The organism is Pseudomonas sp. FW305-70 (genome assembly GCF_058783925.1).
On record NZ_JBYSYZ010000011.1, the window covers coordinates 42,422 to 68,140 of the forward strand.

At 62.2% G+C, this 25,719-nt stretch carries 21 protein-coding genes; 19 read left to right on the forward strand and 2 right to left on the reverse strand.

Annotation, left to right across the window (positions count from 1 at the left end; all coding sequences use genetic code 11):
- Positions 1–218: 218 nt before the first annotated feature.
- Entirely contained in the window at positions 219–1,241 is a 1,023-nt protein-coding gene (locus AC3WN7_RS10945) for a zinc-dependent alcohol dehydrogenase family protein (RefSeq protein ID WP_095966744.1), read from the reverse strand.
- A 269-nt stretch (positions 1,242–1,510) separates the two neighbouring features.
- Here AC3WN7_RS10945 and AC3WN7_RS10950 point away from each other — a divergent pair, with 269 nt between their 5' ends.
- The 16 genes from AC3WN7_RS10950 to AC3WN7_RS11025 all read left to right on the forward strand — a co-directional run bounded on the left by AC3WN7_RS10950 (position 1,511) and on the right by AC3WN7_RS11025 (position 18,185).
- A complete protein-coding gene (locus AC3WN7_RS10950; RefSeq protein ID WP_053160139.1) occupies positions 1,511–2,425 on the forward strand; it encodes a LysR family transcriptional regulator in 915 nt (304 codons plus the stop codon).
- 169 nt (positions 2,426–2,594) lie between these two features.
- Positions 2,595–3,278, forward strand: coding sequence for a GntR family transcriptional regulator (locus AC3WN7_RS10955; RefSeq protein ID WP_095966743.1), 684 nt, complete (start codon positions 2,595–2,597; stop codon positions 3,276–3,278).
- 114 nt (positions 3,279–3,392) lie between these two features.
- The gene (locus AC3WN7_RS10960; protein WP_102673821.1) at positions 3,393–4,325 is read left to right on the forward strand and encodes a 4-hydroxyproline epimerase; all 933 of its coding nucleotides are present in this window, start codon (positions 3,393–3,395) and stop codon (positions 4,323–4,325) included.
- A complete protein-coding gene (locus tag AC3WN7_RS10965; protein WP_102673820.1) occupies positions 4,322–5,437 on the forward strand; it encodes an NAD(P)/FAD-dependent oxidoreductase in 1,116 nt (371 codons plus the stop codon). Before AC3WN7_RS10960 ends, AC3WN7_RS10965 begins: the two co-directional genes overlap by 4 nt.
- Entirely contained in the window at positions 5,430–5,666 is a 237-nt protein-coding gene (locus AC3WN7_RS10970) for a (2Fe-2S)-binding protein (protein ID WP_102673819.1), read from the forward strand. The genes AC3WN7_RS10965 and AC3WN7_RS10970 overlap by 8 nt, the downstream gene beginning before the upstream one ends.
- Positions 5,663–6,919, forward strand: coding sequence for an NAD(P)/FAD-dependent oxidoreductase (locus AC3WN7_RS10975; protein ID WP_102673818.1), 1,257 nt, complete (start codon positions 5,663–5,665; stop codon positions 6,917–6,919). Before AC3WN7_RS10970 ends, AC3WN7_RS10975 begins: the two co-directional genes overlap by 4 nt.
- 74 nt (positions 6,920–6,993) lie before the next feature.
- Entirely contained in the window at positions 6,994–7,743 is a 750-nt protein-coding gene (locus AC3WN7_RS10980; RefSeq protein WP_102673817.1) for an AraC family transcriptional regulator, read from the forward strand.
- Between the two features lie 409 nt (positions 7,744–8,152).
- The gene (locus AC3WN7_RS10985) at positions 8,153–8,971 is read left to right on the forward strand and encodes an ABC transporter substrate-binding protein (protein WP_102673816.1); all 819 of its coding nucleotides are present in this window, start codon (positions 8,153–8,155) and stop codon (positions 8,969–8,971) included.
- Positions 8,972–8,981: 10 nt separating this feature from the next.
- Positions 8,982–10,760, forward strand: coding sequence for a cis-3-hydroxy-L-proline dehydratase (gene lhpI / locus AC3WN7_RS10990; protein ID WP_102673837.1), 1,779 nt, complete (start codon positions 8,982–8,984; stop codon positions 10,758–10,760).
- Positions 10,753–11,418 (forward strand): amino acid ABC transporter permease, encoded by a 666-nt coding sequence (locus tag AC3WN7_RS10995; RefSeq protein ID WP_007997725.1) that lies wholly within the window; start codon positions 10,753–10,755, stop codon positions 11,416–11,418. Before lhpI ends, AC3WN7_RS10995 begins: the two co-directional genes overlap by 8 nt.
- A gap of 10 nt (positions 11,419–11,428) precedes the next feature.
- Entirely contained in the window at positions 11,429–12,079 is a 651-nt protein-coding gene (locus AC3WN7_RS11000) for an amino acid ABC transporter permease (RefSeq protein ID WP_095966737.1), read from the forward strand.
- Positions 12,072–12,794 carry an amino acid ABC transporter ATP-binding protein gene (locus AC3WN7_RS11005; RefSeq protein WP_047530195.1) on the forward strand — a complete coding sequence of 241 codons (723 nt, stop codon included), beginning with the start codon at positions 12,072–12,074 and terminating at the stop codon, positions 12,792–12,794. The genes AC3WN7_RS11000 and AC3WN7_RS11005 overlap by 8 nt, the downstream gene beginning before the upstream one ends.
- 117 nt (positions 12,795–12,911) lie before the next feature.
- Positions 12,912–13,940: a trans-3-hydroxy-L-proline dehydratase gene (locus AC3WN7_RS11010; protein ID WP_102673815.1), complete on the forward strand. Its 1,029-nt coding sequence runs from the start codon at positions 12,912–12,914 to the stop codon at positions 13,938–13,940.
- A 126-nt stretch (positions 13,941–14,066) separates the two neighbouring features.
- The gene (locus AC3WN7_RS11015) at positions 14,067–14,984 is read left to right on the forward strand and encodes a dihydrodipicolinate synthase family protein (protein WP_095966736.1); all 918 of its coding nucleotides are present in this window, start codon (positions 14,067–14,069) and stop codon (positions 14,982–14,984) included.
- A 72-nt stretch (positions 14,985–15,056) separates the two neighbouring features.
- Complete coding sequence (gene abaF / locus AC3WN7_RS11020; protein ID WP_102673814.1) at positions 15,057–16,451, forward strand: fosfomycin efflux MFS transporter AbaF; 1,395 nt, start codon at positions 15,057–15,059, stop codon at positions 16,449–16,451.
- 153 nt (positions 16,452–16,604) lie between these two features.
- Entirely contained in the window at positions 16,605–18,185 is a 1,581-nt protein-coding gene (locus AC3WN7_RS11025; RefSeq protein WP_102673813.1) for an aldehyde dehydrogenase (NADP(+)), read from the forward strand.
- A 125-nt stretch (positions 18,186–18,310) separates the two neighbouring features.
- Here AC3WN7_RS11025 and AC3WN7_RS11030 read toward each other — a convergent pair whose 3' ends face one another.
- On the reverse strand, positions 18,311–19,318 hold the full coding sequence (locus tag AC3WN7_RS11030) for an Ldh family oxidoreductase (protein WP_102673812.1): 1,008 nt from the start codon (positions 19,316–19,318) through the stop codon (positions 18,311–18,313).
- Between the two features lie 450 nt (positions 19,319–19,768).
- Here AC3WN7_RS11030 and mexE point away from each other — a divergent pair, with 450 nt between their 5' ends.
- Genes mexE through AC3WN7_RS11045 form a run of 3 tightly spaced genes read left to right on the forward strand, consistent with a single transcriptional unit; the run spans position 19,769 to position 25,635 of the window.
- Positions 19,769–21,022 (forward strand): multidrug efflux RND transporter periplasmic adaptor subunit MexE, encoded by a 1,254-nt coding sequence (gene mexE / locus AC3WN7_RS11035; RefSeq protein WP_102673810.1) that lies wholly within the window; start codon positions 19,769–19,771, stop codon positions 21,020–21,022.
- A 12-nt stretch (positions 21,023–21,034) separates the two neighbouring features.
- Positions 21,035–24,214 carry an efflux RND transporter permease subunit gene (locus AC3WN7_RS11040; protein ID WP_095966731.1) on the forward strand — a complete coding sequence of 1,060 codons (3,180 nt, stop codon included), beginning with the start codon at positions 21,035–21,037 and terminating at the stop codon, positions 24,212–24,214.
- The gene (locus AC3WN7_RS11045; RefSeq protein ID WP_102673809.1) at positions 24,214–25,635 is read left to right on the forward strand and encodes an efflux transporter outer membrane subunit; all 1,422 of its coding nucleotides are present in this window, start codon (positions 24,214–24,216) and stop codon (positions 25,633–25,635) included. Before AC3WN7_RS11040 ends, AC3WN7_RS11045 begins: the two co-directional genes overlap by 1 nt.
- Positions 25,636–25,719: the final 84 nt, after the last annotated feature.

Here is a 25,719-nt window from a genome sequence, read left to right on the forward strand (position 1 = left end):
AGCCTGACACCCAGCCATGACTCATTCCTTGAGATGAAAGTAATCATTCAATTATCAGGGCTTAGTGGCTGATTAGAAGCTACAGATTACGGGCAAAAACCAGTTCAGTTGCTGGACCGGCCTGCGGATCGACGGTTTTTTTGGGGGGGCACAAACGAAAGAGTCCGTGTGGGCACGGACTCTTGGGGGGGGGGTTGCGTCGACTCTTGGGGTAAGTGCTATGCCGGTTCGACCTGTAGGGCGACCCGCTCGCGACAAGGGCATTCGTCCATGTAGCGGTGTGCCTCGACCACCTCGGCAAACGGGAAGACCCGAGTCTTGAGCGGCAGCAGCACGCGGTCAGCGGTCAACTGGTTGATGTCGCGCAAGGCACGTTGCAGTGCGACCTGATCCTGGATGATGCCCAGTTCCGGCTTGCCGGTGAAGTTGCCGATGCAGTGCACGAAGAACTGAATGTTTTTCTGGAACGCCGCGCAGGCCGGGAATGGCGTCTGGTTGCCACCTTGCAGGCCGTACAGCACCAGGCTGCCGCGAGGCGCCAGCACATCGCCCAGCAACGACATCTGAGGACCGCCCAAACCATCGAAGACCACATCCACACCGCGGTTATCGGTGATCTTGTTGATCCGTATCAGCAGATCTTCTTCCTCGGTAACGATGACTTTTTCGGCGCCCAGCGACAACAGATACTCACGTTCCTCTGCTGACTTGGTTGCGGCAATCACACGAACACCCAAGGCCTTGCCCAGCTGTACGAACGAAGGTCCGGCGCAATGGCTGGCGTCGGTCACCAGGGCGAATTGCCCAGGCTTGACCCGTGCCAGGTCGGCATAAGCAAAATAGGCGACCAGCAGCGGCGTGTAATGCACGCTGGCTTCGATCGGGCTCAGTACGTCCGGGTAACGGGTCAGCGACGAGCGCGGCAGGACAATCAGTTCTCCGTAGACCGGATAGTCGTTCGGGCTTTGGGCCGGGAAACTGGCGACCTTGTCACCGATCGCCAGGTCATCCACACCCTCACCGACAGCCGTGACGATACCGGCCATTTCCTGGCCAAGGCCCGAAGGCAGACGGGCGTGGGACGACGCCAGGTTCTGGCGCCAGAGCGTGTCGTACCAGCTGATGCCAATGGCCTCGACGCGCACCTGCACTTCGCCCGGTGCAGGCAGAGCCGCCGCATGCTCTTCGCATTTGAGCACCTCGGCTGGACCAAACTTGTGAAAACGGATCGTGCGGGACATCACAAACCTCGCCAAATGAACCTCTAATGCCATGAACTCTAGCTGGGCTTTCAACCCAACACTATCAGTGGGTATTAATAGTCGACATGCCTGTCATTGATTCCGCAGCGGCGGCGACATTGTCAAATGCCGCAAGATACCGAAGCCTCCTTTGCAGGAAATCTGAATTACCCGGTGCAGAGTACCAGCCTTTCCCCTTAATATTCCTGCTGGCCATTGTTCTCATATGGCCGCCCACGTCAAGTTTGCTGACTCTGCCAGGACTCCAGATGAATCGTAATGACCTGCGTCGTGTCGACCTGAACCTGTTGATCGTTTTTGAAACATTGATGCACGAACGCAGCGTGACCCGTGCTGCGGAAAAACTGTTCCTCGGCCAGCCGGCCATCAGTGCGGCGCTCTCGCGCCTGCGCGGGTTGTTCGATGACCCGTTGTTTGTGCGTACCGGCCGCAGCATGGAGCCGTCCGCCCGGGCGATCGAGATCTTCGCCCTGCTCTCGCCGGCTCTGGATTCGATTTCCACCGCGGTCAGCCGTGCGGCCGAGTTCGATCCTGCCACAAGTACCGCCGTGTTCCGCATCGGCCTTTCGGACGACGTCGAATTCGCCTTGCTGCCCATGCTGCTCAAGCGCCTGCGCGCCGAATCGCCGGGGATCGTGCTGGTGGTGCGCCGGGTCAACTACATCCTGATGCCGGGGTTGCTGGCCTCCGGCGAGATCTCCATCGGCGTCAGCTACACCACCGACCTGCCGGCCAACGCCAAGCGCAAGGTACTGCGCCGCAGCCAGCCCAAGCTGTTGCGCGCCGACACCGTGCCGGGGCCATTGAGCCTGGATGATTACTGCGCGCGCCCCCATGCACTGGTGTCGTTCGCCGGCGACCTCAGCGGCTTTATCGATGAAGAACTGGAAAAGCTCGGGCGCAAACGTCATGTGGTGCTCGCGGTGCCGCAGTTCAATGGCTTGAGTACCTTGCTGGCCGGTACCGACATCGTCGCAACCGTGCCGGACTACACGGCCGATGCGCTGACGGCCGCAGGCGGTGTGCGCGCGGAAGATCCGCCGTTGCCGGTGCGCAGCTTTGAACTGCACATGGCGTGGCGCGGGTCGCAGGATAATGATCCGGGGGAGCGCTGGTTACGGTCGCGGATTCAGATGTTCTTTGGGGATCCGGATAGTCTCTGAGAAGGGTTGGCTGCCTGATCGGCTATGCAGCGGGCAATCCTTCCAGCGTAAATCATGGCAAACGGTAAAATGGGCGCGGCGCAAGCCTGAATGAAAACGGGCGCACCGACGTCGAACCGGGGAAGATCAGCAAAAGAATTTCGTATACCCTAGCGCTATCTCACTCCAAATGACCGCCGCCGTGAACCTACCCAAACTCAACGCACCCGACCTCGGTAACACGCCTTCGACGTCGGAAATCATCACCCGCCATCTGCGGGATGCGATTGTCGCCGGGCATTTTGCCGAGGATGAACCGATCCGCCAGGACGACATCGCCCGCCAGTTCAATGTCAGCAAGATCCCGGTGCGCGAAGCCCTCAAGCGGCTGGAGGCCGAAGGGTTGGTGATGTTCCAGCGCAATCGCGGGGCGATGGTCACGCGGGTTTCCGATGCGGAGCTGGCGCAGATGTTCGAAGTGCGGATGTTGCTGGAGGACAAGATTCTGCGCCTGGCCATTCCGAACATGACCGAAGAGACCTTCGCCCGTGCCGAGCGCATCTGTCAGGAGTTCATCGGCGAGGACGATGTGGGGCGCTGGGCCGAGCTCAACTGGGAGCTGCATTCCTGCCTGTACGAGCCTGCGCAGCGACCGTTTCTGGTGAGTCTGATCCGTTCGGTCAACGACAAGCTGGAGCGTTATCTGCGCATGCAGATGAGCTTGTCGGCCGGTAAGGAACGGGCCGATCACGAACACCGCGAGATCCTGGCGGCCTGCCGCGCCGGGGATGTGGAACTGGCGGTGAAGCTTCTGGACGAGCACATTGCCGGCGTCTGCACGACCCTGTTCGAGCACCTGCCCCACCCCCACTGACCGCTGTGGATGCTGTGCCGATTTCGTCATCGACGCAGACTAAATCCATCAAGCCGACACCCCGCCGCACGGGCCACTCTTGCGTTCACTCAACCGAATGGACGTGGCCCTCCCATGAAACGCATCTCTGTGATCGACTCCCACACCGGTGGCGAACCGACCCGCCTGGTGACCGCCGGCTTTCCTGAGCTGGGCACCGGCAGCATGGCCGAACGGCGCAAGGTATTAGCCGAACAGCATGATCAATGGCGCGCCGCCTGTATGCTGGAACCACGGGGCAGTGACGTACTGGTGGGCGCCCTGCTCTGCACGCCGGTGGACCCTGGCGCCTGTGCCGGGGTGATTTTCTTCAATAACACCGGTTATCTGGGCATGTGCGGCCACGGCACCATCGGCCTGGTGGCGTCGTTGGCGCACCTGGGCAAGATCGGCCCCGGCGTGCACAGCATCGAAACGCCGGTGGGCACGGTGCAGGCAACCCTGCACGAAGACCATTCGGTGAGTGTGCGCAACGTGCCGGCCTACCGTTATCGCAAGGCGCTGGCGGTGCAGGTGCCGGGCATCGGCCAAGTGGTCGGTGATATCGCTTGGGGCGGTAACTGGTTTTTCCTGGTCGCCGAGCACGGCCTGCGGGTGGCCGGCGACAACCTCGAAGCGCTGACCGCTTACACCTTCGCCGTGCAGCAGGCACTGGAAGCCCAAGGCATTCGCGGTGAAGACGGCGGCCTGATCGATCACGTCGAGTTGTTCGCCGATGACGATCACGCCGACAGCCGCAACTTCGTGCTCTGCCCCGGCAAAGCCTATGACCGTTCGCCCTGCGGCACCGGCACCAGTGCCAAACTGGCATGCCTGGCGGCCGACGACAAGTTGCAACCGGGGCAGATCTGGCGCCAGGCCAGCATCATCGGCAGCGAGTTCGAGGGTTCCTACGAACTGCAGGGTGAGCGCATCGTGCCGACCATTCGTGGTCGCGCGTTCATCAGTGCCGAGGCGAGCCTGATCATCGAACAGGACGACCCGTTCGCCTGGGGCATTCGACCATGAACGAGGGCCAGGTGGCCGATGTGATCGTGATCGGCGCCGGCATTATCGGCGCCGCCTGTGCCCAGGCGCTGGCCCGTCGCGGCTTGCAGGTGCTGGTGCTGGACGCCGGTCTGCACGGCGCCACGGCCGCCGGCATGGGCCACTTGCTGGTACTCGACGACAACCCCGCCGAACTGGCCCTGAGTCAATATTCGTTGCAGCGCTGGCGCGATCTGGGCGCAGACCTGCCCGACAGCTGTGCCTACCGCTGCAACGGCACGCTGTGGCTGGCGGCCAATGCCGAAGAAATGGCGGTGGCCCACAGCAAATTCCTCAACCTGCAAGCCCAGGGCGTGGCTTGCGAACTGATCGGTGCCACTGCCCTGCGCCAGCGCGAACCGGAACTGCGCGAAGGACTGGAAGGCGGCTTGCTGATCAATGGCGACGGCATTCTATACGCCCCGGCGACGGCCGGATGGATGCTCGAAACACCGAACATCCGCCAGCGCCGGGCACGCGTCAGTGCGGTCGATGGCAACCGCGTCTGCCTCGATGATGGTCGTTGGTTGAGTGCCGATGCCGTGGTATTGGCCAACGGTATTCAAGCCAACGAGCTGTGCCCGGAATTGCCCATCGTGCCGAAAAAAGGCCACTTGCTGATCACTGACCGCTACCCCGGCAGCGTCACCCATACGCTGGTGGAACTGGGTTACGTCACCAGTGCCCACAACGCCACGGGGCCGTCGACCGCCTGCAATATCCAGCCGCGCCCCACCGGGCAACTGTTCATCGGGGCCTCGCGGCAATTCGGCACCAGCGACCCGCAGGTCGAAGGCTGGATGCTCGCCAAGATGCTCAAGCGTGCCGCCGAGTACATGCCGGGGCTGGCCCGGCTCAATGGCATCCGTGCCTGGACCGGCTTTCGCGCCGCCAGCCCCGACGGCTTGCCGCTGGTGGGCCAGCATCCACAACGTCAAGGCTTGTGGCTGGCAGTCGGTCACGAAGGACTGGGCGTAACCACCGCCCCCGGCACCGCCGATTTACTGGTGGCGCAACTGTTCAACGAAACCCCGCCACTGGCCGCACAACCTTATCTGCCCCAGCGTTTTCTCGGAGAACCGGTCTATGCCTGAATTGTTGCTGGACGGCCACGCCCTGAAAGTCGCCGAAGGCACCAGCGTCGCCGCTGCCCTGAGTTTGGCCAGTGACGGCTGCACGCGCACCTCGGTCAGCGGTCAGCGCCGTGCGCCGCTGTGCGGCATGGGCATTTGCCAGGAATGCCGGGTGACCATCGATGGCCGGCGTCGCCTGGCTTGCCAGACCCTGTGCCGTGACGGCATGCAGGTGGAGACTCGCCCATGAATGAATACGCTGATCTGTTGATCATTGGCGCGGGCCCTGCCGGGATGAGCGCCGCCCTTGCCGCCGCCCCCAGCGGCGCCCGCATTGTCATGCTCGACGACAACCCGCTGCCGGGCGGGCAAATCTGGCGCGACGGACCTCAAGCCAACGTGCCCGGTCAGGCCCGGCGCCTGCGCGAGCGTCTGGCGTCGTGCAACAACATCCGCCATCACGCCGGTACTCGGGTGATCGCCAATCCCGGCGCGAAACAACTGCTGGTGGAAGATGACGACCATGGCTGGTTGATCGGCTACGACAAACTGATTCTGTGCACCGGCGCCCGTGAATTGCTGCTGCCCTTCCCCGGCTGGACCCTGCCGGGTGTCACCGGTGCGGGTGGTTTGCAGGCACTGATCAAGGCTGGTTTGCCGGTGCAGAACGAGCGCGTGGTGATTGCCGGCAGCGGCCCGCTGTTACTGGCCAGTGCCGCCACCGCCAAACAGCATGGCGCACAAGTGCAACGCATCGCCGAACAAGCCAGCCGCGGCGCCCTCGCCGGTTTCGCCGCGCAACTGCCGCGCTGGCCCGGTAAATGGCTGCAATCGTTCAGCCTGTTCGACCACCGCTACCGCACTGCCACCCACGTATTGGCGGCGCTTGGCACCGACCGAGTGGAAGGCGTGCGCCTGCAACAACAAGGCAACATCGTCGAACTGGAATGTGATCGGCTGGCCTGTGGATTCGGGTTGATTCCGAACATCCAGTTGGGTCAGGCATTGGGTTGCGCCATTGAAGATCAAGCCATCGCAGTGAATGCCTGGCAGGCCAGTAGCCGCGCCGATCACTATGCGGCAGGCGAATGCACAGGGTTCGGCGGCAGTGAGCTGGCCTTGGTGGAAGGTGCGATTGCCGGCCACGCTGCGGTCGGCAATCTGCAAGCCGCCAGGCAATTGTGGCCGCGCCGGACGCGCTGGCAGGGTTTTGCCAAGGCGCTGAACAGCGCGTTCGCCCTCGACCCGCGACTCAAGTCCCTGGCCCAACCCGACACCCTGGTTTGCCGCTGCGAAGACGTGCCGTACGCGGCATTGACCGGTCACTCTGACTGGCGCGAAGCCAAACTCGCCAGTCGCTGCGGCATGGGCGCCTGCCAGGGCCGGGTGTGTGGCGGCGCTGTGCAGCATTTGTTTGGTTGGCAGCCCTCGGCACCGCGCCCACCCTTCAGCCCGGCGCGGATCGAAACCTTGATGTCCCTGGACGATACCCCGCCGGCGTGATGACCACGCCTGGGGTTTCGGCCACGCTGCCGAGTCTCTATGATCCCGGGGGTCACCCTCAGACTCCCGGCGCCATGTATCCATCGCTCACCACCTTCAAACCTTGCGACCTGCCGACGCTGCTGAACAGCCTTCAACCCATCGCGCCGTTGCTCGATACCTTGTCGGACGTGGTGTTTTTCATCAAGGACTGCGAGGCCCGCTACGCCTTCGTCAACCAGACCCTGGCCCGGCGTTGTGGTTTCAGACACAGGGACGAGCTGCTGGGGCGCACCGCCGAAATGGTCTTCCCGGAACGCTTCGGTCCGCTGTACACCGAACAGGATCGGCGCGTGCTGTCCAGTGGTCGCGAACTGGCCGATCAGCTGGAGTTGCATTTGTATTATGGCAATCAGCCGATCTGGTGCCTGACCCACAAACTCGCCTTGAAGGATGAACAGGGTCGAATCGTGGGCCTGGCCGGAATCTCCCGCGACCTGCAATCGCCGCAGTCGAACCATCCGGCGTTCCAGAAACTCGCCGCCGTGGATGCCCATATCCGCCGCCACTTCGCCCGCTCCATCAGCCTCGCCGAACTGACCGCCATCGCTGGCTATTCCGTGGCGCAATTGGAGCGGCACTGCAAACGGGTGTTCCAGCTCACCCCACGGCAAATGATTCACAAGGCGCGCCTGGAAGAAGGTTCGCGGTTGTTACTGCACACCGAATTGCCGATTACCGAGATTGCCTTGCGCTGTGGTTACACCGACCACAGTGCCTTCAGCCGGCAGTTTCGGGCGCTGACCAGTTTGTCGCCGAGTCAGTATCGCGATAATCAGCGTTAGGCGGGTGATGACGAGTGTTCTTCCGGGCCTCATCGCGAGCAAGCTCGCTCCCACAGGGGATTGCATTTACCTTGCGCACGCGGTCAATGGTGGGAGCGAGCTTGCTCGCGATGAGGCCAGTCCATCCACCACAAAAACTGCAATGAACCGATAAGCAGGCACGCACCTCTCACCTGCCAGTGTTTCTTAAAGGTGCGTCCACACACTCATTGCTCCCATCTGTAACACTGCCATCGTCTGCCCAGGCTTCCACTCTCCCGCTCGTTGCTCCCCCGCAAGACCTCTACTTCAAGGCCTGACGATTTATTCACCGTCAGAACTGGAATCGGGCACGTTGATTGCTATTGTTAATATCGTATACGAAATCCCCAATACGATATTCAACAGCACTTCACGTCACGAGGCCTCTATGAAAAACCCCGCATTTGCCGTAGCCCTCAGCGCTGTTCTCAGTACCTCCTTTATCGCCACTGCCCAGGCCGACAAGCTCGACGACATCATCGGTTCGGGCAAGCTGCGCTGCGCCGTGACCCTGGACTTCCCGCCCATGGGCTTTCGCGACGCCAGCAACTCGCCGGCCGGCTTCGATGTGGACTATTGCCGCGACCTGGCGAAGATCCTCGGGGTCGAGGCCGAAGTGGTGGAAACGCCGTTCCCGGATCGCATTCCGGCACTGGTCTCCGGGCGGGCTGACGTGATCGTCGCGTCCACCTCCGACACCCTCGAACGCGCCAAGACCGTTGGCCTCACCGTGCCCTACTTTGCCTTCCAGATGGTGGTGCTGACCCGCGACGACACCGGCATCAATGACTTCGACGACCTCAAGGGCAAAGCCGTGGGCAACACCAGCGGCACCTATGAGGCCATCGCCCTGGAGAAAGACGTGAAGAACTGGGGCTCGGGCAGTTTCCGAGCCTACCAGTCGCAAAACGATACCCTGCTGGCCGTCACCCAAGGCCACATCGATGCCACCGTGGTCACCAACACCGTGGCCGCCGCCACCCTCAAGTCAGGCAAATACAAAAACCTGAAAGTCGCCGGTAACGCCCCGTACGTCATCGACTACGTGTCCCTGGGCGCCAAGCGCAGCGAGTACGGCCTGCTCAACTACCTCAACCTGTTCGTCAACCAACAGGTGCGCACCGGTCGCTACGAGGAGCTGTTCGTTAAATGGGTCGGCACCGAGATCTCGCCGACCAACCTGACCGTGCCTCAGGTCTACTACTGAGATGTCCGGCATGCCTGGGCCAATGTCTCTGACCGGGCGCAGCCTGGTGGCGGGTGCTGCGCAAGGCGCCCTGCTGTTCGCCGATGTCGGCTTGAGTTTCTGGGGCGGAGTCGATCCCTGCACGGGTGAAGTCATCGACCGCCATCACCCGCTCAGCGGCCAACACCTGGCCGACCGCGTGCTGGCGATTCCCAGCGGTCGCGGCTCGTGCACCGGCAGCAGTGTGTTGATGGAACTGATCAGCAACGGCCATGCACCGGCGGCATTGGTGCTGGCCGAAGCCGACGAGATCCTGACCTTGGGCGTGCTGGTGGCGCAGACCATTTTTGCCCGTTCCCTGCCGGTGCTGTGCATCGGTCGGGAGGCCTTCGCCGCCTTGCGCGGCCAGGCCTTCGCCCGGGTCGAAAACACAACGCTGAGCCTGTTCGATCACCTGCCGGGCGACGCCTGGCAGGCGCTCGACAGCCCATTACCAGACACTGACAGCATCGCCTCGATCAGGCTCACCGAGCACGATCGGGCGCTGCTCGATGGCCGGCATGGCAAGGCCGCGCAAATGGCCATGCAGATCGTCCTGCGTATGGCCGAACTGCAGGGTGCCGACCAGTTGGTGGATGTCACTCAAGCACACATCGACGGCTGCATTTACACGGGACCTGCGAGCCTGCGCTTTGCCCGGCAGCTGGTGCAATGGGGAGCAAAAGTGCGAGTGCCCACCACGCTCAATTCAATTTCCGTCGACCAGCGCCGTTGGCGTGAACTGGGTATCGACCCGGCACTGGGTGAACCGGCCAGTGCCTTGGGCGATGCCTATATGGCGATGGGCGCACAGCTCAGTTTCACCTGCGCGCCCTACCTGCTCGACACTGCACCGAAGGCTGGCGAGCAAATCGTCTGGGCGGAATCTAACGCCGTGGTCTACGCCAACAGCGTGCTCGGTGCACGCACCCTCAAATACCCGGATTACCTGGACATCTGCATCGCCCTCAGCGGTCGTGCCCCGCTGATCGGCTGCCACCTGGACGCGCAACGCAAGGCTCGGTTGCAGATCGAGATGCCTGCCCTCGGTGAACTGGACGATGCCTTCTACCCGCTGCTGGGTTACCACATTGGTGCCCTGGCCGGCAGTCGCGTGCCGCTGGTGCTGGGACTGGAAAAACGCAAGCCGAGCCTGGACGACCTCAAAGCCTTTGGCGCGGCCTTCGCCACCACCTCTGCGGCGCCACTGTTCCACATCGCCGGGGTCACGCCGGAGGCCATTGACCCGGCGCGGGTGCTGGATGCGGACACTTCCATCGCCGTGGAAAAAATCCCCCTGAAGGACCTGCTGCGCAGTTGGCGCGAACTCAACAGTGCTCGCGATAACCGGGTGGATGTGGTGTCGCTGGGTAACCCGCACTTTTCCCTCAGCGAGTTCGCTCACCTGGCGCGACTGTGCCGGGGACGACAAAGACACCCGGATGTGGTGCTTGCCATCACCTGCGGCCGTGCCGTGTTGGAGCAGGCCCGTGAGGCCGGGCACATCGCCGTGATCCAAGCGTTTGGCGCGACCCTGGTCACCGACACCTGCTGGTGCATGCTCGGCGAACCCGTAATCCCCCTGGCGGCTGAAAACCTGATGACCAACTCGGGCAAATACGCCCACTACGCACCGGGCCTGGTCGGCCGCAAGGTGCACTTCGCCAGCCTTGCCGAATGCGTCGACGCGGCCTGCACCGCAACGGCCAGCGGACGTTTGCCGGCCTGGCTACAACCTGCTGCCCTACTGGAGAGCCCTGCGCATGTTTGACTACAGCTTCCAATGGCGTTCCGCCCTGCGCGCCCTGCCGGACATGCTTGCCGGTGCCATCGTCACCTTCGAAACCGCCGCGCTGTCGATGATCTTCGGCGTGCTGATCGCCCTGGCCCTGACAGTGATGCGCGAGGCCAAACACCCGTTACTGCGCGGGTTCGGCAACGGTTGGGTATCGATTGCCCGCAACACCCCGTCGCTGTTCCAGATCTACATCCTCTACTTTGGCCTCGGCTCGCTGAACCTGCACGTCAGTTCCTGGTTCGCCCTGCTGGCCGGGATCACCTTCAACAATGCCGGGTATCTGGCGGAGAACTTTCGCGGCGGCCTCAAGGCCGTACCTGACACGCAGGTGCGTGCGGCGCGTTCCCTCGGCATGAGTGCCTTCCAGGCCTACCGCATGATCATCGTCCCGCAACTGCTGCGGATCGTGTTCTACCCGCTGACCAATCAGATGGTCTGGGCGGTGTTGATGACGTCGCTGGGGGTGATCGTCGGACTAAACAATGATCTGACCGGTGTGACCCAGGAATACAACGTCAAAACCTTCCGCACCTTCGAGTATTTCGCCATCGCAGCGGTGCTGTATTACTTGATTGCCAAGGCGATCGTCGCGGCAGCCCGGCTGATGGCCTGGCGGTTGTTCCGTTACTGAGGAGCTGTCCATGTTTTCCACCGATTTTTCCTCGAATGACCTGATGTTCCTGCTCAACGGTGCGTGGGTCACGATGCAACTGACGTTCTGGTCGATCATTCTCGGTTCCTTGGCCGGGTTGTTATTCGGCCTGCTGCGGGCCTTGTTGCCACGGGCCAGCCTGCCGTTGGCCTGGGTGCTGGACGTGTTTCGCAGCGTGCCGTTGCTGATCCAGTTCGTACTGTTCAACTCACTCAAAAGCATCATCGGCCTGAACATCAGCGCCTTCAGCGTCGGCTGCATTGTGTTGGGGGTTTACGCTGCGGCGTACTTCACCGAGATCGTGCGGGCCGGCGTGCTGGCGGTGCCGTTCACCGTGCGCCGGGCCAGCCGTTCGCTGGGGCTGAGCTTCTTGCAGGACTTGCGCTGGATCGTCCTGCCGATGGCCACCCGGGTAGCGTTCCCCGGCTGGCTGAACCTGGTGCTCGGTGTCATGAAAGACACCGCGCTGGTGATGTGGATCGGCATCGTCGAACTGCTGCGCGCCTCGCAAACCATCGTCACCCGCATCCAAGAACCGTTGCTGGTGCTGTGCATCGCGGGCCTTATCTACTACGTCATGAGCCTGGTGGTCGCACGCCTGGGCGCTCGTCTGGAAAGAAGGTGGCAAGAAAATGATTGAGATCGACAACGTACATAAATCCTTCGGCAACCTCGAAGTGGTCAAGGGCGTCAACCTGACGGTGAACAAGGGCGAAGTGGTGTCGATCATCGGCGGCTCCGGCTCCGGCAAATCGACCTTGCTGATGTGCATCAACGGCCTGGAACCGATCCAGAAAGGCAACATTCGCGTTGACGGCGTCGAGGTCCATCACAGCGCCACCGACCTCAATCGCCTGCGGCAGAAAATCGGCATTGTGTTCCAGCAATGGAATGCCTTCCCGCACCTGACGGTGCTGGAAAACGTCATGCTCGCGCCGCGCAAAGTGCTGGGCAAAAGCAAGGCTGAGGCTGAAGAACTGGCGGTGAAGCAACTGACCCACGTCGGCCTGGGCGACAAGCTCAAGACTTTCCCTGGCAAGCTGTCCGGTGGACAGCAACAACGCATGGCCATCGCCCGCGCCCTGGCCATGTCACCGGACTACATGCTGTTTGACGAAGCCACCTCGGCCCTCGACCCGCAGTTGGTCGGTGAAGTGCTGGACACCATGCGCATGCTCGCCGAAGACGGCATGACCATGGTGTTGGTGACCCACGAAATCCGCTTTGCCCGGGACGTGTCCGACCGTGTGGCGTTCTTCCGCAATGGCCTGGTGCATGAGATTGGTTCGCCGGATCAGGTGATCGGCAATCCGGTGCATGCGGAGACTGCGGCCTTCCTGAAATCAGTGAAGTAGCGGATGGCCCCTTCGCGAGCAAGCCCGCTCCCACAGGGTTTAATGGTGTACACAAAATCAGTGTGGGAGCGGGCTTGCTCGCGAAAGGGCCCTAACAGACAAAACAAGGAGCAAGCCATGCGTTCATCAAAAGTCATTCATGTAGTCAGCTGCCACGCCGAAGGCGAAGTCGGCGACGTGATCGTGGGCGGTGTCGCCCCGCCGCCCGGCGCCACCGTGTGGGAACAGTCGCGCTGGATCGCCCGGGACGAAACCCTGCGCAACTTCGTCCTCAACGAACCCCGCGGCGGCGTGTTCCGCCACGTCAACCTGCTGGTCCCGGCCAAGGACCCACGGGCGCAGATGGCCTGGATCATCATGGAACCGGCGGACACCCCGCCGATGTCCGGCTCCAACTCGTTGTGCGTCGCCACCGTATTGCTCGACAGCGGCATCCTGCCCATGACCGAGCCGCAAACCCGCCTGGTGCTGGAAGCGCCCGGCGGCCTGATCGAAGCCCTGGCCGACTGCCGCGATGGCAAGGTGCAACGGGTGGAAGTGAAAAACGTGCCGTCCTTCGCTGATCGCCTGGATGCCTGGATTGAAGTCGAAGGCATCGGCTCGCTGAAGGTTGACACCGCTTATGGTGGCGACAGTTTTGTGATTGCCGATGCCCAAGGCCTGGGTTTCTCCATCCGCCCGGATGAAGCGGCCGATCTGGTCGCAGTCGGGCTGAAAATCACTCGAGCGGCCAACGAACAACTGGGCTTCGTGCATCCGCTGAATCCCGAGTGGTCGCACATTTCCTTCTGCCAGATCGCCGCGCCCATCGTCCATGAGAACGGCATCGCCACCGGCGCCAATGCGGTGGTGATTCAACCGGGCAAGATCGACCGTTCCCCCACCGGTACGGGTTGCTCGGCGCGCATGGCGGTGTTGCAGGCCAAAGGCTTGATGCAGGTTGGCGAGCGCTTTGTCGGCCGTTCGATTATCGGTTCGGAGTTCCACTGCCGCATTGATTCGCTGACCGAAGTTGCCGGCCGCGCCGCGATTTACCCGTGCATTTCCGGCCGGGCGTGGATCACCGGCACCCATCAATTGCTGCTCGACCCAAGCGATCCGTGGCCACAAGGCTATCGCCTGTCCGACACCTGGCCCGGCGCCTGATCACGCAATCCCTGCCCCCCAGACCAACGGCCAGTAAAAACCCCTGAAAAACCAAAAAAAGCACTAGCCGAGCATTGTCATTTTAAATATCGTATACGAAATACAATTAACGAACCGGAGGTAACAATGAGCAAGCGCATTAACTGGAGTGGCGTCTTCCCAGCGGTGACCACTCAATTCAACGATGACTTCTCCATCAACCTGGAAAAAACCCATCAGGTGATTTCCAACGTGATCCGCGACGGCGTGTCGGGCCTGGTGGTCTGCGGCTCGGTGGGTGAAAACACCTCGCTGACCGCCGAAGAGAAAATCGCCGTGACAGAGGTCGCTGTCGATGCCGCCCGTGGTCGCGTACCGGTAATTTGCGGCGTGGCCGAGTTCACCAGCCTACAAGCGGCCAAGGTCGCCAATGCCGTACGCCGGGTCGGCGTCGATGGCGTGATGCTGATGCCGGCGCTGGTCTACGGTTCCAAGCCGTTCGAGACCGCCGAGCATTACCGCTACGTGGCGAAAAACGCCGACGTGCCGCTGATGGTCTACAACAACCCGCCTATCTATAAGAACGACGTCACCCCGGACATCCTGATTTCCCTGGCCGACTGCGACAACGTGGTGTGTTTCAAGGATTCTTCCGGCGACACCCGCCGCTTCATCGACGTGCGCAACGAAGTCGGTGACCGTTTCGTGTTGTTCGCCGGCCTCGACGACGTGGTGCTGGAAAGCATCGCCGTGGGTGCCGAAGGTTGGGTCTCGGGCATGTCCAACGTGTTCCCGAAAGAAGGCGAAACCATCTTCCGCCTGGCCAAGGCCGGTCGTTTCGCCGAAGCCATGCCGATCTACGAATGGCTGATGCCGATCCTGCACCTCGATGCCCGTGCCGACCTGGTGCAGTGCATCAAACTGTGTGAAGCCATTGCCGGTCGCGGCAGCGCCTTGACCCGTCCGCCACGCCTGGCCCTGCCGGAAGCCGACCGCGTATTCGTCGAGCAGATCATGGCCAAGGCGCTGGCCAACCGCCCGGAACTGCCGGACGTCGGTCTCTGAGTGATTGCCGGGCGGGTCTTTACTGGCCCCGCCCGGCTGCCCGTTTTTTGCGTTTCAACAAGGTACGTCAGCATGTCGAATCCTCAACACACGCAAAGCGCAACCACACCCTCGGGACTCAAACGCGTGGTGGCCGCCGCCATGGCGGGCACCGTCGCCGAATGGTATGAATTCTTTCTCTACGGCACCGCCTCGGCATTGGTTTTTGGCAAGCTGTTCTTCCGCCAGACCGACAGCCCCATCGACGGCATCATTGCCGCCTTCGCCTTGTACGCGGTCGGCTTTCTCGCCCGGCCGTTAGGCGGCTTGGTATTCGGTCACTACGGTGACAAATTCGGCCGCAAACGCCTGCTGCAACTGAGCCTGGTAGTGGTCGGCATCACCACCTTCCTGATGGGTTGCCTGCCTGGCTTCGACCAGATCGGTTACGCAGCGCCAGTGCTACTGGTGCTGTTGCGGTTGATCCAGGGCTTCGCTTTCGGTGGCGAATGGGGCGGCGCGATTCTGCTGGTGTCTGAACACTGCCCGGACAATCGTCGGGGCTTCTGGGCCAGTTGGCCGCAAGCCGGGGTGCCGGCCGGCAACCTGGTGGCCACGCTCGCCCTGCTGCTGTTGTCGTCGAACCTGTCAGAGCAACAGTTCCTTGCCTGGGGCTGGCGCGTGGCGTTCTGGTTCTCGGCGGTAGTGGTGTTGATCGGTTACTGGATTCGCACCAGCGTCGATGACGCGCCGATCTTCAAGGAAGCCCAGGCCCGTCAGGCCCAGACCAAACAGCAACAGCTCGGTGTGGTGGAAGTACTGCGTCATCACTGGCGTTCGGTGCTGGTGGGAATCGGCGCTCGCTTTGCCGAGAACATCCTCTACTACACCGTAGTGACGTTCTCGATTACCTATCTGAAACTGGTGGTGCACAAGGACACTTCGCAAATTCTGCTGCTGATGTTCGGCGCGCACCTGGTGCACTTTTTCCTGATTCCCCTGATGGGCTATCTGTCGGACATCATCGGGCGCAAGCCGGTGTACCTGACCGGCGCGGTGCTCACAGCGTTCTGGGGTTTCATCGGTTTCCCGATGATGGACACCGGCAACAACTGGCTGATCATGGCCGCCATCACCCTGGGCCTGGCCATCGAGTCGATGACTTATGCACCTTACTCGGCGCTGATGGCTGAACTGTTCCCGACCCACGTACGCTACACCGCTCTGTCCCTGTGCTACCAGGTGGCGCCGATTTTCGCCGGTTCCCTGGCACCGCTGATCGCCATCACCTTGCTCAACAAGTACCACAGCTCGACTCCGATCGCCTGGTATCTGGTGGGCGCCGCGCTGATTTCCGTGGTGGCTGTCGGCCTGACCCGCGAGACCCGTGGCAAGTCATTGCGCCAGGTGGATGCCGAGTCGGCGGCGCGGGTTGCTGCGCTGGACCCAGCCTCAACTGGCCCACGCCGGGCCGACTCTCTGGCGTAGGAGCGAGCTTGCTCGCGATGGACGTCAACGATAACGCGTGTTGTCTGAATGGAAGCGTTGTCCTTGCGTTATTCGTCGGAACGCCGCCCGGAGCAAGCCCGCTCCCACAGAGGTTTTGTGTTGCTACCCCATTTTTCGACAGGAGCTTTTTTGATGCCTGAGATCCTTGGCCACAACTATATCGGCGGAGCGCGCAGCGCCGTCGGCGACATCATCCTGAGCAGCCATGACGCCAGCACCGGCGAAGCACTGCCCTACTCTTTCGTGCAAGCCACCGCGCAAGAAGTCGACGCGGCCGTCCAGGCCGCTGCGGCCGCCTATCCAGTCTTTCGTAATTTGCCGGCGACGCGCCGGGCGCAATTCCTTGAAGCCATCGCCGCGCAACTGGATGCCCTGGATGACGAGTTCGTTGCCCTGGTGACCCGCGAGACCGCCCTGCCCAGCGCCCGGATTCAGGGCGAGCGCGGCCGCACCAGCGGCCAGATGCGTCTGTTCGCTCAGGTCCTGCGTCGGGGCGATTTCTACAGCGCGCGCATCGACCGCGCCCTGCCGGAGCGTCAGCCGCTGCCACGGGTTGACCTGCGCCAGTACCGGATCGGCGTCGGCCCGGTGGCAGTGTTCGGCGCCAGCAATTTTCCGTTGGCCTTTTCGACTGCTGGCGGCGATACCGCAGCAGCCCTGGCCGCCGGTTGCCCGGTGGTGTTCAAGGCCCACAGCGGGCACATGGCAACCGCCGAATGCGTGGCCAATGCGATTCTGCGCGCCGCCGAGCAGACCGACATGCCCAAGGGTGTGTTCAACATGATCTACGGCGCGGGTGTCGGTGAAGCGCTGGTCAAGCACCCGGCGATTCAGGCCGTCGGTTTCACCGGCTCACTCAAAGGTGGCCGTGCCCTTTGCGACATGGCCGCAGCACGGCAACAACCCATCCCGGTGTTCGCCGAGATGAGCAGCATCAATCCAGTGTTGGTATTGCCCGAAGCCTTGCGCGCGCGGGGCGAGAAAATCGCCGGTGAGCTGGTGGCATCGGTGGTCCAGGGTTGCGGGCAGTTCTGCACCAATCCGGGGTTGGTCATTGGTATTCGCACCCCTGAATGGACGGCGTTCACTGCGCGGCTAGGCAACCTGATGGCCGAACAACCGGCGCAAACCATGCTCAATGCTGGCACCCTCGGCAGCTATGAAAAAGGGGTGCGGGCCTTGCTCGAGCATCCGGGCGTGAAGCACCTGGCGGGCCACGACCAGCAGGGACATCAGGCATGGCCGCAACTGTTCAAGGCCGACGTCAGCCTGCTGCTCAATGGGGATCCGCTGTTACAGGAAGAAGTGTTCGGGCCGACCACCCTTGTCGTTGAAGTGGCGGACAAGGTTGAGCTGCGGCAGGCGTTGAACGGCTTGCACGGGCAACTGACCGCGACATTGATTGGCGAAGCATCGGATCTTCAGACCCATGGGGACGTGCTGATACTGCTGGAACAAAAAGTCGGCCGGGTACTGTTCAACGGTTACCCCACCGGGGTCGAAGTCTGCGATGCCATGGTCCATGGCGGGCCTTACCCTGCAACCTCCGACGCCCGTGGCACGTCGGTTGGCAGCCTGGCCATCGATCGATTCCTGCGTCCGGTGTGCTACCAGAACTGCCCGGACGCCTTGCTACCCGACGCCTTGAAAAACGCCAACCCGCTGGGGATTGCACGGCTGGTGGATGGCAGCAGCCAACGCGAGCCGGTTTAACAACACGACCCCCTGTGGGAGCGAGCCTGCTCGCGATAGCGGACTGTCAGCCAACATTGATGTTGAATGTGCTGCCGTCATCGCGAGCAAGCTCGCTCCCACAGGAGTGGGCGCACCCATTCCATTCAAGCCAGCAGTGCTGTCAGGTCGTTGTACAGCGCCTCGGGAATTTGCACGCCTTCCACCAGGCTGCGTGCCCGCGCCGCGTATCGTCGCTGCGACGGTAAGCGTGCGCCCTGCCCTTCAATGCCCTGGAACAACGTTTCGGCCCGGGCCAAATGCTCTTCAGTGGCGTCCCCCAGAAAGCGCCGAGGGTCAAGGGCGATGATCAACTCGCCATGGTACGGCGACGACTTGCTGCCCCCGTCGTAAGCCAACGACTCGGCGCTGGTCAGGTCACCGATCAGCGGCCCGGCAATCAACTCCACCATGGCCGCCAGCGCCGAACCCTTGTGCCCGCCGAACGTCAGCATCGCGCCGCTATCAAGCACCACGTTGGCGTCGGTGCTCGGCTGGCCTTGGGCGTCCACGCCCCAACCTTCGGGAATCGCCTTGCCGGCACGCCGGTGCAGTTCGATATCACCCCGGGCAATCGCGCTGGTGGCGAAGTCGAACACAAACGGCTCTTGCCCCGCACGCGGCCATCCGAAGGCAATGGGATTGGTGCCGAACACCGGCAGTCGTCCTCCAGCCGGCGCCACCCAGGCGTGGCTCGGATTACACGCCAGCGCCACCAGGCCGGCAGCCGTCAGCTGCTCGATCTCCACCCACAGCGCCGAGAAATGGACACAGCGGTTGATTGCCAACGCCGCTATGCCGTTGGCCCGGGTTTTCTGCGCCAGCAACGGCAACCCCGCCTGAAACGCCAACTGCGAAAACCCACCGCCAGCTTCCACCCGCACAATCGATGGCGCCTGGTCGATCACCTGTGGCTCGGCATCGGCTGACACCTTGCCGGCGCGCAGGGAATTCACACACCCCAGAATCCGGTACAAACCGTGGGAGGCACAGCCATCACGTTCGCCAACAACCACCGTCGCCGCCACCGCTTGTGCATGGGCCAGATTAAAACCGTTGTGCAACAAGATCGATTCAGCCAACTCACGAGCTTCGATCAGGGTCAGTCGGATCATGGTCATCTCCTTGGGCAGACCGGTCAGGGTGGTCTATCCGAGGCGTCATGGCTTGATGGGTTTGGGCCGTGGCGGTGACGAAATTGGCACAGTGCAGGCCGTTGGACCCTGTTAAATCAATGGCTGATGACGGGTCCCTGATCCTGATTGTGTAGAAGGCTGCTGGCCTCTTCGCGAGCAAGCCCGCTCCCACAGGGTTCACACTGTACCTTGTGGGAGCGGGCTTGCTCGCGAAGGGCACGACTCGGTCCCAAGCCTGATCTTTGCAGACGAGGCAACACACAATTGTCATCAACCCAATTGATCGCCGATTAATCAAAGGCGCAATCTAGAGGGCTGGCTCGGGCCTTATATCATTCCGAATGATAGTTACCTTCGCCCCATTCGATTCGTGAGATACAAACCCGCCGCGCATCATTCGCCAATCTCAATACATTGGCGGATGCATCCATGGAACAGTCATTCAAACATTTGCGCTTCCCGTTGGCTTTGTTGGCCGTCGTGGTGATCAGCGCTTGCGGCAAGGCCCCGGAAACCGCCGCCACGATGCCAGCAGCCAAGGTCAGCGTGGCCAAGGTGCTGGAACAACCGGTCAACGAGTGGGACGAATTCACCGGGCGCCTGGAAGCGCCGGAAACGGTCGAGATTCGTCCACGGGTCTCCGGCCAGATCGATGAAGTGGCATTCACTGAAGGCGCCCTGGTCAAGAAAGGCGACCTGCTGTTCCAGATCGACCCGCGTCCGTTCCAGGCTGAGGTCCGCCGCCTCGAAGCCCTGGTTGCACAATCGCGCGCCAATGCCACCCGTAGCGAAAACGAAGCCCAGCGCGGTGAACGCCTGCGCATCAGCAACGCCATTTCCGCCGAGCTGGCCGATTCGCGCACCAGCGCCGCCCAGGAAGCACGCGCCGCAGTCGGTGCGCTTCAGGCACAGCTCGACCTGGCCAAGCTCAACCTGAGCTTCACCCGCGTCACCGCACCGATCAGCGGCCGCGTCAGCCGTGCGGAAATCACCGCCGGCAACCTGGTGACCGCCGACACCACGCCGTTGACCAGCGTGGTCTCCACCGACAAGGTCTATGCCTACTTCGACGCGGACGAGCGTGTGTTCCTCAAGTACACCGAGCTCGCTCGCCAGGGCAAACGCGGCGCCACCACCCCGGTGTACATGGGCCTGTCCAACGAGGACGGCAACCCGCACCAGGGCGTGATGAACTTCGTCGACAACCAGGTCAACCCGAAGACCGGCACCATCCGTGGTCGCGCCGTGTTCGACAACAGCGATGGCAGCTACACCCCGGGCCTGTATGCACGCCTGAAACTGGTGGGCAGCGGCACCTACAGCGCCATGCTGATCAACGATGAAGCGGTGGGTACCGACCTGGGCAAGAAGTTCGTGATCGTGATGGACGGCGACAACAAGACCGCCTACCGCGCGGTGGAACTGGGGCCGAAGATCGAAGGTTTGCGCATCGTGCGCAGTGGCCTGAACAAGGACGACACCATCATCGTCAAGGGCCTGCAACGGGTACGTCCCGGCTCACCGGTCACCCCTGAAGTGATTCCGATGGCCAGCGAACAAACCCTAGCGGCACTCGCACAACAACGCCAAGCGCTGGAAGCCAGCAACCTGCCCCAAGTCGCGCCTGCCAAGGTCGCGCCGGGCACGGTTGTGAAACTGGCTGCCACGACCCCACGCGGTTAAGGGATTTTTACGATGAATTTTTCCCAATTCTTCATTTCACGGCCGATCTTTGCAGCGGTGCTGTCGCTGCTGATTCTGATCGCCGGTGCGATCTCGCTGTTCCAGTTGCCGATCAGCGAATACCCGGAAGTCGTGCCGCCGACCGTGGTGGTGCGCGCCAACTTCCCCGGTGCCAACCCGAAAGTCATCGGTGAAACCGTGGCCGCTCCCCTGGAGCAGGCCATCACCGGCGTCGAGAACATGCTGTACATGTCCTCGCAGTCGACCGCCGATGGCAAGATCACCCTGACCATCACCTTTGCCCTGGGTACCGACCTGGACAACGCGCAGGTGCAGGTGCAGAACCGCGTGACCCGGACCGAGCCGAAACTTCCCGAGGAAGTGACGCGCATCGGTATCACCGTGGACAAGGCATCGCCGGACCTGACGATGGTGGTGCACCTGACCTCGCCGGACAAACGCTACGACATGCTCTACCTGTCCAACTACGCGATCCTCAACATCAAGGATGAGCTGGCGCGGCTGGGCGGTGTCGGCGACGTGCAACTGTTCGGCATGGGCGACTACTCGCTGCGTGTCTGGCTCGACCCGAACAAGACCGCTTCGCGCAACCTGACCGCCACTGATGTTGTCACCGCCATTCGTGAACAGAACCGCCAGGTGGCCGCCGGTGCATTGGGCGCGCCCCCTGCCCCGAATGCCCAAAGCTTCCAGCTGTCGGTCAACACTCAGGGCCGCCTGGTCAGTGAGGAAGAGTTCGAGAACATCATCATTCGCTCTGGCGACAACGGTGAAATCACTCGCCTCAAGGACATCGCTCGCGTCGAGCTGGGTTCCAGCCAGTACGCCCTGCGTTCGCTGCTGAACAATCAGCCGGCGGTGGCGATCCCGATCTTCCAGCGCCCGGGTTCCAACGCCATCGAGATCTCCAACGAAGTCCGGGCGAAAATGGCCGAGCTGAAGAAGAGCTTCCCCGAAGGCATGGACTTCAGCATCGTCTATGACCCGACGATCTTCGTGCGCGGCTCGATCGAGGCGGTGGTTCACACCCTCTTCGAAGCACTGATCCTCGTGGTGCTGGTGGTGATCCTGTTCCTGCAGACCTGGCGCGCCTCGATCATTCCACTGGTGGCTGTGCCGGTTTCGCTGATCGGTACCTTTGCCGTGATGCACCTGTTCGGCTTCTCGCTCAACGCCCTGTCGCTGTTCGGCCTGGTACTGGCCATCGGTATCGTGGTCGACGACGCCATCGTGGTGGTGGAGAACGTCGAGCGGAACATCGAGCTCGGATTGACCCCGATTGAAGCCACCAAGCGCGCCATGCGTGAAGTGACCGGTCCCATCATTGCCACGGCGCTGGTGCTGTGTGCGGTGTTCGTTCCTGCTGCGTTCATCTCCGGGCTGACCGGGCAGTTCTACAAGCAGTTCGCCCTGACCATTGCGATTTCCACGGTGATCTCGGCCTTCAACTCCCTGACGCTGTCGCCGGCACTGGCTGCTGTGTTGCTCAAGGGCCATGACGCACCGAAAGACCGTTTCTCCAGGGTGCTGGACAAGATGTTTGGCGGCTGGTTGTTCCGTCCGTTCAACCGTTTCTTTGAGAAGGCCAGCCATGGTTACGTCGGCACCGTTGCCCGTGTGATCCGTTCAAGCGGCATCGCCCTGCTGCTGTACGCCGGTCTGATGGTCCTGACCTTTTTCGGCTTCTCCAGCACCCCGACCGGTTTCGTACCCGGCCAGGACAAGCAATACCTGGTGGCCTTCGCGCAATTGCCGGACGCCTCAAGCCTGGACCGTACCGAAGACGTGATCAAGCGCATGTCCGACCTGGCCCTGAAACAGCCTGGCGTGGAAAGCGCGGTGGCCTTCCCTGGCCTGTCGATCAACGGTTTCACCAACAGCCCGAACGCCGGCATCGTGTTCGTGACCCTCAAACCGTTCGACGAGCGTAAAGACCCGAGCATGTCCGCCGGTGCGATTGCCGGTGCCTTGAACGGCCAGTATGCGAACATCCAGGAAGCCTACATGGCGATCTTCCCGCCGCCGCCAGTGCAAGGCCTGGGCACCATTGGTGGTTTCCGCCTGCAGATCGAAGACCGGGGCAACCTGGGTTACGACGAGCTGTACAAGGAAACCATGAACATCATCGCCAAGAGCCACAACGTGCCGGAACTGGCCGGCCTGTTCACCAGCTACACGGTGAACGTGCCGCAGGTCGATGCCGCCATCGACCGGGAAAAAGCCAAGACCCACGGCGTGGCCGTCAGCGACATCTTTGACACCCTGCAGATCTACCTGGGTTCGCTGTATGCCAACGACTTCAACCGTTTCGGGCGCACCTATCAGGTCAACGTTCAGGCCGAACAGCAGTTCCGCCTCGAATCCGACCAGATCGGCCAATTGAAAGTGCGTAACAACAAAGGCGAGATGATCCCGCTGGCGACCTTCATCAAGGTCAGCGACACCTCGGGCCCTGACCGCGTGATGCACTACAACGGCTTCATCACCGCTGAAATCAACGGTGCGGCAGCCCCCGGCTACAGCTCCGGCCAGGCCGAAAAAGCCATCGAGAAACTGCTCAAGGAAGAACTGCCGAACGGCATGACCTACGAATGGACCGACCTGACCTACCAGCAGATCCTGTCCGGCAACACCGCGCTGTTCGTGTTCCCGCTCTGCGTCCTGCTGGCGTTCCTGGTATTGGCGGCGCAGTACGAAAGCTGGAGCCTGCCACTGGCGGTGATCCTGATCGTACCGATGACCCTGCTGTCGGCCATCACCGGTGTGATCGCCTCCGGCGGTGACAACAACATCTTCACCCAGATCGGCCTGATCGTACTGGTGGGCCTGGCGTGCAAGAACGCGATCCTGATCGTCGAGTTCGCCAAGGACAAACAGCTGGAAGGCCTCAACCCGCTGGCCGCGGTACTGGAAGCTTGCCGTCTGCGTCTGCGGCCGATCCTGATGACCTCCTTCGCGTTCATCATGGGGGTTGTGCCGTTGGTGTTCTCCAGCGGTGCCGGTGCCGAAATGCGTCACGCCATGGGTGTGGCGGTGTTCTCCGGGATGCTCGGGGTGACCTTCTTCGGTCTGTTGCTGACGCCAGTGTTCTACGTATTGATTCGTAACTTTGTCGAGCGTGGCCAGGCGCGCAAAGCCGCCAAGGTCGCCCTGAAGCTGGAGTCGCACTGATGAGTTTGAAAGCCTTCCTGCCGAGCCTGCTGGTCCTGGCCTTGAGTGCCTGTGCCGTGGGTCCGGATTACCAGACGCCCAACACCGAGGCGGCCAACATCACGGCCGCCACCGATGGCGCCGCCGGCCAGAAGAACTTTGACCGTTCGCGTTTCGAAGGCATCTGGTGGCAGCAGTTCGAAGACCCGACCCTCAACCAGTTGGTGACGCAATCGCTCAAGGGCAACCGTGATCTGCGCGTCGCTTTTGCCCGCTGGAAAGCCGCACGGGCGATCCGCGATGACATCAGTAACGACAACTTGCCGGTCGTCACCAGCCGTGTCAGCAGTGACTTGGGCAAGGGCCAGATTCCTGGCCAGACCACCGACCGGGTCAACAGCGAACGCTACGACCTGGGCCTGGACATGGCCTGGGAGATCGACCTGTTTGGCCGTATCCAGCGCAACCTGGAATCAGCGAATGCCGAGCAACAGTCGCTTGAAGCCGATCTGTACCAGCTTCAGGTGAGCATGATTGCCGAACTGGTGGATGCCTACGGTCAACTGCGCGGCGCGCAACTGCGGGAAAAGATCGCCCTGGCCAACCTGGAGAACCAGCAGGAGTCGCGCAAGATCACCATCAACCTGCGTGATGCCGGCGTCGGCGATCAACTCGATGTGGAACGTGCCGATGCGCGACTGGCGTCGGTCGAAGCCAGCGTGCCGCAATTGCAGGCCGAACAGGTTCGGGAGAAGAACCGCATCGCCACGCTGCTGGGGGAGCGTCCGGACAAGCTGACCGTGGACCTGAGCCCGAAAGACTTGCCGGCGATTGCCAAAGCCTTGCCGATCGGTGATCCGGGTGAACTGCTGCAACGCCGGCCGGACATTCGCAGTGCCGAGCGCCAATTGGCGTCGGCCACGGCGCGGATCGGCGTGGCCAAGGCCGACCTGTTCCCGCAAGTCAGCCTCAGCGGCTTCCTTGGTTTCACCGCCGGGCGCGGTTCGCAAATCGGCTCCTCGGCGGCCAACGCCTGGGCGCTGGGCCCGAGCATCACCTGGGCGGCGTTCGACCTGGGCAGCGTGCGCGCCCGTTTGCGCGCCGCCGACGCCGATGCCGAAGGCGCACTGGCGACTTACGAACAGCAAGTGTTGCTGGCCCTGGAAGAGTCGGAAAACGCTTTCAGCGACTACGGCAAGCGCCAGCAGCGCCTGATCTCGCTGATTCGCCAGAGCGAGTCCAGCCGTTCCGCAGCCGATCTCGCCGAGATTCGCTACCGCGAAGGCACCGCCGATTTCCTCGTGCTGCTCGACGCCCAGCGTGAACGCCTGGCGGCCGAAGACACCCAGGCCCAGGCCGAAGTCGATTTGTATCGCGGCATCGTCGCCATCTACAAGGCCCTCGGGGGCGGCTGGCAGCCCGAGACGGTCGCCAGCAATTAGCCCGATGGTTTAAGGCGCTCCTTTGGTTGGCCGCAACCAACCAATTCCTTTGCCCTGCGTCTCATTCGGTCGCGGGGCTTTTTT